Genomic DNA, 12,023 nt, shown 5'->3' with positions numbered 1-12,023 from the left:
GCGCGGTGCAGCGGGGCGGTCGGCTCGTCGGCGAACAGCACCGTGGGCGCCGGGGCGAGGGCGCGGGCGATGCACACCCGCTGCCGCTCGGCGTGCGTCAGCTCCTCGGGGTGCTTGCGGGCCTGGTCGCCGACGTCGAGGCGCTCCAGCCACTCCAGCGCCGCGGTCTTGGCGCGGCGGCGGCCGGTGCCGCGCAGCAGCAGCGGCAGCGCGGCGTTCTCCCAGACGTTCAGCTCCGGGACGAGCACCGGGACCGGGTCGATCCAGCCGAAGCGCTCCCGGCGCAGCCGCTCCCGGGCGACGGGGCCCAGGGTGTGCATCGGCCCGCTGTTGAACCAGACCTCGCCGTCGTGGACGGGGGTCAGACCTGCGAGGCAGCGCAGCAGTGTCGTTTTGCCGCTGCCGCGCGGCCCGCCGACGGCGAGGATCTCGCCCTCCCGGACGCCGAGCGAGACCCCGCTCAGCCCGGGGGAGCCGTCCGCGTGCCGGAACTGCAGGGCACGTGCCCAGAGCACGTCGTTGTCCGGTGGGGCCACCATGGCGTACACCTCGGTTCGGATCGGAAATGCCGTGCGCGGTTCGTGTCTGTCCCCCGTGCGGGGGAACGAAGGCAGGGCCGATCGGTCACTGGCACGCTAGGCAGGCGGCGGCGACACGCCGGACAGCACGCGGCCCCGGGCCGCCGTTTCTCACTCGAACGGGCGGCACCGGGGCCGGTGTTGATCATCCAGAAGGAAGATCGGAACCTCGGTCGGCCTACAGACCGGGGAGGCGTATCGACCGGAGCGTGGCCTACAGCTTGGTCCAGGCCTCGGAGAGGGTCGCGCGCAGGATCTGCTCGATCTCGTCGAAGGTCTGCTGGTCGGAGATCAGCGGCGGGGCGAGCTGGACGACCGGGTCGCCACGGTCGTCGGCGCGGCAGTACAGGCCGTTCTCGAAGAGCTTCTTCGACAGGAAGCCGTACAGGACGCGCTCGGTCTCCTCCTCGTTGAAGGACTCCTTGGTGTCCTTGTCCTTGACCAGCTCGATGCCGTAGAAGAAGCCGTTGCCGCGGACGTCGCCGACGATCGGCAGGTCGTAGAGCTTCTCCAGGGTCGAGCGGAAGGTGCCCTCGTTGTCCAGCACGTGCTGGTTGAGGCCCTCGCGCTCGAACAGGTCGAGGTTGGCGATGCCGACGGCGGCGGAGACGGGGTGGCCGCCGAAGGTGTAGCCGTGCAGGAAGGTGTTGTCGCCCTTGTAGAACGGCTCGGCGATGCGGTCGGAGATGACGCACGCGCCGATCGGGGAGTAGCCCGAGGTCATGCCCTTGGCGCAGGTGATCATGTCCGGCACGTAGCCGAACTTGTCGCAGGCGAACGTCGTGCCGAGGCGGCCGAAGGCGCAGATGACCTCGTCGGAGACGAGCAGCACGTCGTACTGGTCGCAGATCTCGCGCACCCGCTGGAAGTAGCCGGGCGGGGGCGGGAAGCAGCCGCCCGCGTTCTGCACGGGCTCCAGGAAGACCGCGGCGACCGTGTCCGGGCCCTCGAAGAGGATCTGCTGCTCGATCTGGTCGGCGGCCCAGCGGCCGAACGCCTCCGGGTCGTCGCCGAAGATCGGGGCGCGGTAGATGTTGGTGTTCGGCACCTTGTGCGCGCCCGGCACCAGCGGCTCGAAGGGGGCCTTCAGGGCCGGCAGACCGGTGATGGACAGGGCGCCCTGCGGGGTGCCGTGGTAGGCGACCGCACGGGAGATGACCTTGTGCTTGGTGGGCTTGCCGGTCAGCTTGAAGTACTGCTTGGCCAGCTTCCAGGCGGTCTCGACCGCCTCGCCGCCGCCGGTGGTGAAGAAGACCTTGTTCAGATCGCCCGGGGCCTCGTTCGCCAGCCGCTCGGCCAGCTCCACGGCCTTGGGGTGGGCGTAGGACCACACCGGGAAGAAGGCCAGCTCCTGGGCCTGCTTCGAGGCGGTCTCCGCGAGCTCCGTGCGGCCGTGGCCCGCCTGGACGACGAACAGGCCGGCGAGACCGTCGAGGTAGCGCTTGCCCTTGTCGTCGTAGATGTAGGTGCCCTCGCCCCGGACGATGGTGGGGACGGGCGCGTTCTCGTACGAGGACATGCGGGTGAAGTGCATCCACAAGTGGTCGTACGCGGACTTGCTGAGGTCGTTGGGGCGGTCGGTGCTCACGATTATCGGGTTCCCCACATGTAGGTCTGCTTCTTGAGCTTGAGGTAGACGAAGCTCTCGGTGGAGCGCACTCCGGGCACGGCCCGGATGCGTTTGTTGATGACCTCCAGAAGGTGGTCGTCGTCCTCGCAGACGATCTCGACCATCAGGTCGAAGGAGCCGGCGGTCATCACCACGTACTCGCATTCGGCCATGGCGGTCAGCGCGTCGGCGACGGACTCCACATCGCCCTCGACGTTGACACCGACCATCGCCTGCCGGCGGAAGCCCACGGTGAGCGGGTCCGTGACGGCGACGATCTGCATCACGCCCTGGTCGAGCAGCTTCTGGACGCGCTGGCGCACGGCCGCCTCCGACAGGCCGACGGCCTTGCCGATGGCCGCGTAGGGCCGCCTGCCATCCTCCTGCAGCTGCTCGATGATCGCGAGGGAGACGGCGTCCAGCTGGGGACTGCCGCCGTTTCTGGACTCGCGGGAGTCCTTCGGGTCTGCGCTTCGACTGGCCACGAGGTCACTGTGCACGACGTCTCGACAGTTTCGCAAGGCGCCAGCGATGAAATCCGTTGTTGAAGGGTTCGTAACGTGCGGATTTCGCAGAAGGGGAGCGGCTGGGGGTGTTGAAAACGTCAGCGCTCGGATTAGGGTGGGTGTCTCAGAGGTTGGACAGTTGGACACCTCGGACATCCACAAGGAGCACCAGGAGGGCCTGCAGTGAGCACCGAGCTGCGTCGTCTGCGCAACTACATCGGCGGTGAGTTCCGTGACGCCGCCGACGGACGGACCACCGAGGTGGTCAACCCCGCGACCGGCGAGGCGTACGCGACCGCTCCGCTGTCCGGACAGGCGGACGTGGACGCCGCGATGGCGGCCGCCGCCGAGGCCTTCCCCGGCTGGCGGGACACCACGCCCGCCGAGCGCCAGAAGGCCCTGCTGAAGATCGCGGACGCCTTCGAGGAGCGCGCCGAGGAACTGATCGCGGCCGAGGTGGAGAACACGGGCAAGCCCGTCGGGCTGACCCGCACCGAGGAGATCCCGCCGATGGTCGACCAGATCCGCTTCTTCGCGGGCGCCGCGCGGATGCTGGAGGGCAAGAGCGCCGGTGAGTACATGGAGGGCCTGACCTCCATCGTGCGCCGCGAGCCGGTCGGCGTCTGCGCCCAGGTCGCCCCCTGGAACTACCCGATGATGATGGCCGTGTGGAAGTTCGCCCCGGCGATCGCCGCGGGCAACACGGTCGTGCTGAAGCCGTCGGACACCACTCCGGCGTCGACCGTGCTCATCGCGGAGATCCTCGGCTCGATCCTGCCCAAGGGCGTCTTCAACGTCATCTGCGGCGACCGCGAGACCGGCCGCATGATGGTGGAGCACGAGGTCCCGGCGATGGCGTCCATCACCGGTTCCGTACGGGCCGGTATCCAGGTCGCCGAGTCCGCGTCCAAGGACGTCAAGCGGGTCCACCTGGAGCTGGGCGGCAAGGCGCCCGTCCTGGTCTTCGAGGACGTCGACATCGCCAAGGCCGTGGAGGACATCTCGGTCGCGGGCTTCTTCAACGCGGGCCAGGACTGCACGGCCGCCACGCGTGTGCTGGTGCACGAGTCCATCCACGACGACTTCGTCTCCGCGCTGGCGAAGGCCGCCGCCGACACGAAGACGGGCATGCCGGACGACGAGGACGTGCTGTTCGGTCCGCTCAACAACCCCAACCAGCTCAAGCAGGTCGAGGGCTTCATCGAGCGTCTCCCGGCGCACGCGCGTGTGGTGGCGGGCGGCAAGCGGGTCGGCGACAAGGGCTACTTCTACGCGCCGACCGTGGTCTCCGGGCTCAAGCAGACCGACGAGATCATCCAGAAGGAGGTCTTCGGGCCGGTCATCACCGTCCAGTCCTTCACCGACGAGGAGCAGGCCGTCGAGTACGCGAACGGCGTGGAGTACGCGCTGGCGTCCTCGGTGTGGACCAAGGACCACGGGCGTGCGATGCGGATGTCGAAGAAGCTGGACTTCGGGTGTGTGTGGATCAACACGCACATTCCGCTGGTCGCGGAGATGCCGCACGGTGGGTTCAAGAAGTCGGGGTACGGCAAGGATCTGTCGGCGTACGGGTTTGAGGACTACACGCGGGTGAAGCATGTGATGACTTCGCTGGATGCGTGATTGGCCCTAGGCGCCGTTGGGGCGTGGGGTTTGTGTGAGGCTGCGGCGTGCGTCGTGGCTGGTCGCGCAGTTCCCCGCGCCCCTTTGCGGTGATGCTCTGGCGTAGTTGACAAGGTGTCGGGGTTGGTCGTTTCTGCTTGACGGGGCGTCGATTGTGTCGGTGCTCGGGGGCGGGGATGCTGCCGGGATGTCGATGAAATCCCGGTCTCTGTCTCGTCGTTCGCTGTTGCTGGGCGGGGGTGTGTTGCTCGGGGCGGTTGCTGGTTGTGGGGTGCCTGCCGCTTATGTGCCGGCCGGTGAGCGGGCCGCTGTCGATCTGTCTCGGCGGGACAAGCGGCTGACGTGGGCGAACTGGCCGCTGTATATCGACACCGATGACGAACGTCCCTCGCGGCGGCCGACGTTGGAGGCGTTCGAGCGGCGGACGGGGATATCCGTCGAATACGTCGAGGAGATCAACGACAACGACGAGTTCTTCGGCAAGATCAGCCCCTCGCTGATGAACCACCAGCCGACGGACCGCGATCTGATCGTCATCAGTGACTGGATGTGCGCGCGGTTCGTGCGGCTCGGGTGGGTGCAGGAGATGGACAGGGCCCGCCAGCCGAACGTCACGAAGTACCTGGATCCGCTGCTGCGGTCGCCCGCCTTCGACCCCGGACGGAAATTCACGGTGCCGTGGCAGTCGGGGATCACGGGGATCGCGTACAACAGGCGCAGGGTCGGGCGGGAGATCCGCGGCGTGGCCGATCTGTGGGCGGCGGACCTCAAGGGCAGGGTGACGCTGCTGTCCGGGCTGGACGAGGCGTTCGCGCTGCTGATGCAGGGCAACGGGGCCGACATCACGCGGTGGACGGCGGACGACTTCCACGCCGTGTGCGACCAGGTGGAGCAGCAGGTGGCCAAGGGCCAGATCCGCCGCTTCACCGGCAACGACTACATCAAGGACCTCAGCAGCGGGGATGTGCTGGCCTGCCAGGCCTACTCCGGTGATGTGATCCAGCTCCAGGCCGACGACCCGGACATCGAGTTCGTCGTGCCGGAGGAGGGCGCCGAGCTGTGGTCGGAGTCCCTGATGATCCCGAACCTGGCCCGGCACAAGGCGAACGCCGAGTTGCTGATCGACCACTACTACGACCCCGAGGTCGCCGCGGAACTCGCCGCCTGGGTCAACTACGTCTGCCCGGTACCGGCCGCCCAGGACGTCCTCGCCTCCTCCGACGACGAGGAGACCGCCGCGCTGGCCGAGGACCCGCTGATCTTCCCGGACGCGGAGATGCGCAAGCGCCTGGCCATCGCCCGGGACATCGAACCGGGGGAGCGGAGCGAGTTCGCGAAGCGGTGGAACGCCATCGCGGGGCTGTAACAGACTCGGCCGCATGGAAGCGGACGAGCAGAAGGTGGGCGCAGTCGTCACGTTCGGGCTGTTGGCGGCCTGGGCGGTGCATGACGCGGAGGAACTGGTCACGGTGCCGGGGTGGTTGCGGCGCCATGTGCCCGAACTGCGCGCGCGGTACCCCGCTGTGCCCTCATCGGTGTGGCGGCGGGCGGAGGCGGTCGACCGGGGTGAGTTCGCCGCGGCCGTGGGGGTGATGGGAGCCGTCGTCGCCGCCTCGGCCGCCGGGCGGCTCAGTGGAGGGCGGTCGGCCTTCTACCAGGCCGCCGTGGACGGCTTCGGGCTTCATGGGCTCGTGCACATGGCGCAGGCCGTCGCGTTCCGTGGCTACACGCCTGGCTCTGTCACCTCGCCCCTCGTCGTGGTCCCCTACGCGCTCTGGGCGCGAACTCGGCTGCGCCGGGCCGGGGTTCTGCGGCCCGCCCGGGCCCGGGACCTCGCCGTCGGGCTGGCCGTGGCGTGGGTGGCGACGGTCGGGGCGCATGCCGTGGCCCGAGTGGTTTTTGAACATGTTCAAAGGGGGCGTACAGTGTCGCCATGAGCGACAGAGCCGCCCTGCTCAAGGGCATTCGTGTGTGGCTGGTCTTCTTCGTCGTGTGTCTGGTGCTCAGTGGGGTCACCGCGTTTCCGCTCGTGAGCGAGTTGCGGTGGATCGAGGGGGTGTTGCGGTCGCTGTCCGTGGGAGAGTTTCTGCCGGGGTTCATGCAGTGGATCGAGCGGGTGCGGGACGGGCTGGATGCCGCCGATGCCGAGTATCCGTTCCTGCTCTACGGCACCGACTGGCTGGCGTTCGCCCATCTGGTGATCGCTGTCGCCTTCTACGGGCCCTACCGCGACCCCGTGCGCAACATCTGGGTCGTCGAGTTCGGGATGATCGCGTGCGCCGGGATCGTGCCGCTCGCGCTCGTGTGCGGGCCGATCCGGGGGATCCCTTTCTGGTGGAGCGTCATCGATATGGCGTTCGGGGTGTTCGGAGTGATCCCGCTGTATGTCGTGCGGAAGAAGATCAAGCGGCTGGAGGCGCTCAGTCCATACCGCGCGCCTGCTCTCGCCGTCTGACGTCGCCGCCGTCGCGCAGAGCGCACAGGACGTCGATGCGGTTGGTGGTGATCGAGTCGACGCCCATCGCCAGCAGGCGGCGCATGGAGCGGCGGGTGTCCGGGGTCCAGACGGAGAGCAGATAGCCGTCGCGGTGGACCTGGTCGGCGAGGGCCCGGTCGACCAGGGTGAAGCGGTAGTTGAGCCAGCGGGGGCGGATCGTTTCCAGCAGCGCGGGCCGGGGCGGGGCCAGGGTCGAGCGGGTGAGGGCGATCTCCGCGGACGGGTCGGCCGCGCGGACGGCGAGCATCGCGCGGGCGCCCGCGCAGTAGTAGACGCGGTCCTGGGCGCCGGCGGCGCGGACCGCGTCCACCACGCGGCGCGCGTCGCGGGTGTCCGGGGTGCCGGGGAGGTCCAGCATCACGCGGCTGCCCTCGGTCGCCGCGAGGGCGGCGGAGAGGGTCGGTACGCCGTCGTCGGTCGCGGCGCGGACCTCCTCCCACGACAGGGACAGCAGCGGGCGGTCGTGTTCCCACAGGCGCTTGAGCGTCGCGTCGTGCAGCAGGACCGGCACGCCGTCACGGGTGAGGCGTACGTCGACCTCCACCGCGTCGGCGCCTCGCCGCAGCGCGGAGCGCAGCGAGGCGAGGGTGTTCTCGCGGACGCGGTAGGGGTCGCCTCGGTGGGCGACGGCGGTCACCTGCTGCATGACGTCAGCCTCTCCATGGCGTCGGCTTCTCTTCCGCGGCCCGCCCCGGCGGTCAGGACGCGAGCCAGGAGGCCGTGTACGTGTCGATCTCGGCGGCCAGCTTCGCCTTGCCCGCCGCGTCCATGAAGGACGCCTCCACCGCGTTCTTCGCCAGCTCGGCCAGGCCCCGCTCGTCAAGGTCCAGCAGCCGGGCGGCGACCGCGTACTCGGTGTTCAGGTCGGTGCCGAACATCGGCGGGTCGTCGGAGTTGATCGTCACCAGGACACCGGCCTGCGCGAACTCCTTGATCGGGTGCTCGTCGAGATCGGTCACCGCGCGGGTGGCGATGTTGGAGGTGGGGCACACCTCGAGCGCGATGCGCCGCTCGGCGAGGTGCGCGAGCAGCTCGGGGTCCTGAGCGGAGCTGGTGCCGTGGCCGATGCGCTCGGCCCGCAGGTCGTTGAGAGCGTCCCACACCGTCTCCGGGCCGGTGGTCTCGCCCGCGTGCGGGACCGAGTGCAGTCCGGCGGCGATGGCCCGGTCGAAGTACGGCTTGAACTGCGGGCGCGGTACGCCGATCTCGGGGCCGCCGAGGCCGAAGGAGACCAGGCCCTCGGGGCGCAGCCGGTCGTCGGTCGCCAGCCGCGCGGTCTCCTCGGCGGACTCGAGCCCGGCCTCGCCGGGGATGTCGAAACACCAGCGCAGCACGGTGCCGAGTTCCTTCTCCGCCGCCTTGCGGGCGTCCTCGATCGCGTCCATGAAAGCGCGCTCGTCGATGCCGCGGCGGGTGGACGAGAACGGGGTGATGGTCAGCTCGGCGTACCGCACCTGCTGCCGGGCCAGCTCGCGGGCGACCTCGTACGTCAGCAGCCGCACGTCCTCGGGAGTGCGGACCAGGTCGACGACGGACAGATACACCTCGATGAAGTGGGCGAAGTCCGTAAAGGTGAAGTAGTCGGCGAGGGCCTCGATGTCCGTGGGGACCTTGGAGTCGGGGTGGCGGGCGGCCAGCTCCGAGACGATACGGGGGGAGGCGGAGCCGACGTGGTGGACGTGCAGTTCGGCCTTCGGCAGCCCGGCGATGAAGGCGTGCAGGTCGCGGTTCAGACCGGCGGTGGCGGCGGCGAGCTGGTCGGTCAATGTTCCTCCCCGGGAACGGCGTCAGCGGCCGGTGGGCGGCGCGACGCGGGTGATCGGCTGATCGGTGGATCCGGGATCATCGTAGGCCGGGGGCGCGCGGCGCGGAGACGCGCCGTAGCATGACGGGACGTTCGACTAAGGGGGCCCCGCGCATGTCCGACGACGCGCATGCCGGAGACACCACAGACACCGGTGACCTTCGGCAAGCCGACTGCGCCGGGCACGCCGGGAGCATCCACGGGTGCGTCGAGTGCATCGGCCGACCATGCGACGCCCGACCCCTGGGCGCCCCCGACGAACTCCGCCTCTGCCACCGGCCCCCGAGCCGCGGGCGACTCCGGCAGCTCGGATGGCTACCCAGGTCCGGGCCAGACCATCGCGGACAACACCCCGCAGCCCTGGTCCTCCCCGACCGGCCCCGCCGCCCCCTCCGTCCACGACCAGCAGACGCTGACCTCGTTCCCGGCGATGGGCGGCCCCGCGTCGCCCCCGCCGCCGTCCCAGCCCTGGGCCGGGCCCCAGCCGCAGACGCCCGCACCCAACCCCTTCGCGCCCCCGCCGTCCACCGGCTCCGTCCCGCCGCCGCCCATAGCTCCCGACGGTCCCGGGCAAGTCCCGTACGGCTACCCGGGCGGGTACGTCGGCGCACCGGGGCCGGGCCAGGCGTACTACGGCTGGTCCATGACCCCGATGCCGAGCAACGGACTGGGCGTGGCCGGACTGGTGCTGGGGATCATCTCGGCCGCCGGGTTCTGTCTGTGGCCGCTCGCCATCGTCCTCGGCGTCCTGGGCGTGATCTTCGGCTCGGTGGGCCGCGCCAAGGTGACCCGCGGTGAGGCCACCAACCCGGGTCAGGCGCTGGCCGGCATCATCTGCGGGGCCGTCGGCCTGGTCCTGGGCATCGGCTTCGGCGTTCTCCTCCTCACGACGTAGCCGACGGAGACGCCGTAGATGACGGGGCCGCCGTAGGGTACGGAGCCGCCGTACATGACGGAGCCGTCGACGAAGACGAAGCTCCGTCCCCCTCCCGCAGCCGTCTCCGCGCCTCCATCAGGGCGAAGCCCAAGAGATTCGGGCCGCGCCAGCGCTCCGGATCCGACGCGCCCTCGTCGCTCGCCGCCAGCCCGATGCCCCACACCCGGTCCACCGGACTCGCCTCGACCAGCACTCTCCCCCAGCCTTCGGCCGGGGGGACCCCCATCTCGCTTCGCTCGCCCGTCCCCAGCAGGAACTCCCGCAGCTCCGCATGCGCCGCGAACTTGTGCACGCTGCCCTCGACGACGATCCCGAAGCGCTCCCGCCGCCATATCGCCTCGTCGAAGCCGCGCACCAGACGCCCCGCCTTCTTCGCCTCGGCCGGGTGGCCGGCCTCCAGCACGCGCCGTTCCCCCTCCGCGTCCCCGAAGAGCCGTGCCTTCGCCGCCATCATCCAGTGCTCGGCGGTCGCGTACTCCACGCCGTCCACCGTGAACGGCGACGGCCACCACTGGCTCAGACAGCTCGCCCCGATACGGCCGTCCGGCAGCGGGCGGTGACCCCAGAAATGCAGAAACTTGATCCTCTCCCCGGCCCGCAGCGCCTCGATCAGCGCTTCCCGGGAATAGGTCGCCCCCGTGATCTTCTCCATGCACGCGAGTCTGGCACGCACCACTGACACTCCGTCCTGCCTTTTCCGCGGCCACTCGACACCTGGTCGACAGATTCCGTCGCGTAACCAAAAGGCAACAACGGAATCACTTGTTGGAGTCCCGTTGCTCTGTCAGGATCGGCACTCAAATCGAGCTGGAGCCACGCCGCCCCCTCAATGGGGACACGGAGGAGAGCGACATGCACAACCCGGGCAACGCCACCCCGGAGCGATTCCCGGCCCAGGACCGTTTCGCCGACGGCGCGCAGTTCATCGCGGGCCGTCCGGCCAAGGGCACCTCGGGACGTACTCACACGGTCGTCGACCCGGCCACCGGTGAGGGCGTCTACACCTACGACCTCGCCTCCACCGACGACGTGGACGCGGCCGTCGCCGCCGCCCGCGCGGCGTTCCCGGCGTGGGCCGGTGCCACGCCCGGCGAGCGGTCCGACGCGCTGCACCGCTTCGCCGCCGTCGTCGCCGAGCGCGCCGAGGAGTTCGCGCGGGCCGAGTCGCTGCAGTGCGGCAAGCCGCTGAAGCTGAGCCGTGAGTTCGACGTGCCGGGCACGATCGACAACATCGCCTTCTTCGCCGGTGCCGCCCGTCATCTGCAGGGCCAGTCGGCCGGTGAGTACTCCGGCGACCACACCTCGTACATCCGCCGTGAGCCCATCGGTGTCGTCGGCTCCATCGCGCCCTGGAACTACCCGCTCCAGATGGCCGCCTGGAAGATCCTCCCGGCGATCGCCGCGGGCAACACCGTCGTGCTCAAGCCCGCCGAGCTCACCCCGCTGACCTCGCTGCTCTTCGCACAGGCCGCCACCGACGCCGGTATCCCGGACGGCGTGATCAACATCGTCACCGGCACCGGCAAGGAGGCCGGCGAGCACCTGGTCGGCCACCCCGATGTGGCCATGACCTCCTTCACCGGCTCCACCGGCGTCGGCAAGCGCGTCGCCGAGATCGCCACCGCCACCGTCAAGCGCCTCCACCTGGAGCTCGGCGGCAAGGCCCCCTTCGTCGTCTTCGACGACGCCGACCTGGACGCCGCCGTCAACGGCGCCGTCGCGGGCGCCCTGATCAACACCGGCCAGGACTGCACGGCCGCCACGCGCGCGTACGTGCAGCGCCCCCTCTACGACGCGTTCGTCGAGCGGACCGCCGCCCTGATGGAGACCGTAAGGCTCGGCGACCCCTTCGCCCCCGGCACCGACCTCGGCCCGCTGATCTCGCACGCCCAGCGCGACCGGGTGGCCGGGTTCGTCGACCGGGCGCGTGGCTACGCGCGCGTGGTGACCGGCGGCGAGGCGCCCGGAGGCGAGCTGAAGGCCGGCGCCTACTACCGGCCCACTCTCATCGCCGACGCGGCGCAGGACAGCGAGGTCGTGCAGTCGGAGATCTTCGGCCCGGTGCTCGTCGTCCTGCCCTTCGACACCGACGACGAGGGTCTCGCGCTGGCCAACGACACACCGTACGGGCTCGCCGCCTCCGCCTGGAGCCGGGACCTGTACCGCGCCAACCGCGCCACCCGCGAGATCAAGGCGGGCTGTGTGTGGATCAACGACCACATCCCGATCATCAGCGAGATGCCGCACGGCGGCTACAAGGCGTCCGGCTTCGGCAAGGATATGTCCGTGTACTCCTTCGAGGAGTACACGCAGGTCAAGCACGTCATGTTCGACAACACGGCGGTCGTCCGCAAGGACTGGCACCGCACGATCTTCGGGGACCGATAGCAACCAGGCCGCCCGACCCGCGGCCACCCTCCCGAAAGGGCACCACGCGCATGGAGCAGCACGAGCCCGACCGCCTCTCCC

General features: G+C 70.0%; 12 protein-coding genes. 6 read left to right on the top strand and 6 right to left on the bottom strand.

The window, feature by feature from the left end; translation table 11 throughout:
- The 3 genes from N4P33_RS25180 to N4P33_RS25170 all read right to left on the bottom strand — a co-directional run.
- Nucleotides 1-539: ABC transporter ATP-binding protein (locus N4P33_RS25180; RefSeq protein WP_260829033.1), on the bottom strand; the 539-nt coding region annotated here is incomplete at its 3' end.
- 253 nt (nucleotides 540-792) lie between these two features.
- Nucleotides 793-2,166 (bottom strand): aspartate aminotransferase family protein, encoded by a 1,374-nt coding sequence (locus tag N4P33_RS25175; RefSeq protein WP_260829032.1) that lies wholly within the window; start codon nucleotides 2,164-2,166, stop codon nucleotides 793-795.
- Nucleotides 2,167-2,168: 2 nt separating this feature from the next.
- The gene (locus N4P33_RS25170; RefSeq protein WP_260829031.1) at nucleotides 2,169-2,687 is read right to left on the bottom strand and encodes an Lrp/AsnC family transcriptional regulator; all 519 of its coding nucleotides are present in this window, start codon (nucleotides 2,685-2,687) and stop codon (nucleotides 2,169-2,171) included.
- A gap of 189 nt (nucleotides 2,688-2,876) precedes the next feature.
- Between N4P33_RS25170 and N4P33_RS25165 the strand changes: the two genes are divergently transcribed.
- From N4P33_RS25165 to N4P33_RS25150, 4 genes are all read left to right on the top strand, one after another.
- Entirely contained in the window at nucleotides 2,877-4,316 is a 1,440-nt protein-coding gene (locus N4P33_RS25165) for a gamma-aminobutyraldehyde dehydrogenase (RefSeq protein WP_260829030.1), read from the top strand.
- Nucleotides 4,317-4,503: 187 nt separating this feature from the next.
- Nucleotides 4,504-5,682, top strand: a complete 1,179-nt coding sequence (locus N4P33_RS25160) for a spermidine/putrescine ABC transporter substrate-binding protein (protein ID WP_260829029.1) — start codon at nucleotides 4,504-4,506, stop codon at nucleotides 5,680-5,682.
- A gap of 13 nt (nucleotides 5,683-5,695) precedes the next feature.
- Entirely contained in the window at nucleotides 5,696-6,253 is a 558-nt protein-coding gene (locus N4P33_RS25155) for an HXXEE domain-containing protein (protein WP_260829028.1), read from the top strand.
- Nucleotides 6,250-6,771 carry a hypothetical protein gene (locus tag N4P33_RS25150; protein WP_260829027.1) on the top strand — a complete coding sequence of 174 codons (522 nt, stop codon included), beginning with the start codon at nucleotides 6,250-6,252 and terminating at the stop codon, nucleotides 6,769-6,771. The genes N4P33_RS25155 and N4P33_RS25150 overlap by 4 nt, the downstream gene beginning before the upstream one ends.
- Here N4P33_RS25150 and N4P33_RS25145 read toward each other — a convergent pair.
- Both N4P33_RS25145 and N4P33_RS25140 read right to left on the bottom strand, forming a co-directional pair.
- A complete protein-coding gene (locus N4P33_RS25145; RefSeq protein ID WP_260829026.1) occupies nucleotides 6,737-7,459 on the bottom strand; it encodes a glycerophosphodiester phosphodiesterase in 723 nt (240 codons plus the stop codon). The two genes, N4P33_RS25150 and N4P33_RS25145, sit on opposite strands and share 35 nt — an antisense overlap.
- Before the next feature lie 52 nt (nucleotides 7,460-7,511).
- Nucleotides 7,512-8,579 (bottom strand): adenosine deaminase, encoded by a 1,068-nt coding sequence (locus N4P33_RS25140; protein ID WP_260829025.1) that lies wholly within the window; start codon nucleotides 8,577-8,579, stop codon nucleotides 7,512-7,514.
- 168 nt (nucleotides 8,580-8,747) lie between these two features.
- Between N4P33_RS25140 and N4P33_RS25135 the strand changes: the two genes are divergently transcribed.
- Nucleotides 8,748-9,512, top strand: a complete 765-nt coding sequence (locus N4P33_RS25135) for a DUF4190 domain-containing protein (RefSeq protein ID WP_260829024.1) — start codon at nucleotides 8,748-8,750, stop codon at nucleotides 9,510-9,512.
- On the opposite strand, the gene N4P33_RS25130 is transcribed toward N4P33_RS25135, so the two are convergent.
- On the bottom strand, nucleotides 9,502-10,206 hold the full coding sequence (locus N4P33_RS25130; protein ID WP_260829023.1) for an NADAR family protein: 705 nt from the start codon (nucleotides 10,204-10,206) through the stop codon (nucleotides 9,502-9,504). The genes N4P33_RS25135 and N4P33_RS25130 overlap by 11 nt on opposite strands.
- Before the next feature lie 200 nt (nucleotides 10,207-10,406).
- Between N4P33_RS25130 and N4P33_RS25125 the strand changes: the two genes are divergently transcribed.
- On the top strand, nucleotides 10,407-11,942 hold the full coding sequence (locus N4P33_RS25125) for a gamma-aminobutyraldehyde dehydrogenase (RefSeq protein WP_260829022.1): 1,536 nt from the start codon (nucleotides 10,407-10,409) through the stop codon (nucleotides 11,940-11,942).
- Nucleotides 11,943-12,023: the final 81 nt, after the last annotated feature.

This window comes from Streptomyces sp. 15-116A (assembly GCF_025290915.1).
Classification (GTDB): Bacteria; Actinomycetota; Actinomycetes; order Streptomycetales; family Streptomycetaceae; genus Streptomyces.
Note: the sequence above shows the minus strand (reverse complement) of the source record. Positions and strands in the feature narration are given on the sequence as shown.

What these genes read in the sequence shown, in the direction of transcription:
- N4P33_RS25160 (WP_260829029.1), top strand. Translation starts at nt 4,504, where the DNA reads ATGTCGATGAAATCCCGGTCTCTGTCTCGTCGTTCGCTGTTGCTGGGC.
- N4P33_RS25130 (WP_260829023.1), bottom strand. Translation starts at nt 10,206, where the DNA reads ATGGAGAAGATCACGGGGGCGACCTATTCCCGGGAAGCGCTGATCGAG.
- N4P33_RS25145 (WP_260829026.1), bottom strand. Translation starts at nt 7,459, where the DNA reads ATGCAGCAGGTGACCGCCGTCGCCCACCGAGGCGACCCCTACCGCGTC.
- N4P33_RS25125 (WP_260829022.1), top strand. Translation starts at nt 10,407, where the DNA reads ATGCACAACCCGGGCAACGCCACCCCGGAGCGATTCCCGGCCCAGGAC.
- N4P33_RS25135 (WP_260829024.1), top strand. Translation starts at nt 8,748, where the DNA reads ATGCCGGAGACACCACAGACACCGGTGACCTTCGGCAAGCCGACTGCG.
- N4P33_RS25155 (WP_260829028.1), top strand. Translation starts at nt 5,696, where the DNA reads ATGGAAGCGGACGAGCAGAAGGTGGGCGCAGTCGTCACGTTCGGGCTG.
- N4P33_RS25150 (WP_260829027.1), top strand. Translation starts at nt 6,250, where the DNA reads ATGAGCGACAGAGCCGCCCTGCTCAAGGGCATTCGTGTGTGGCTGGTC.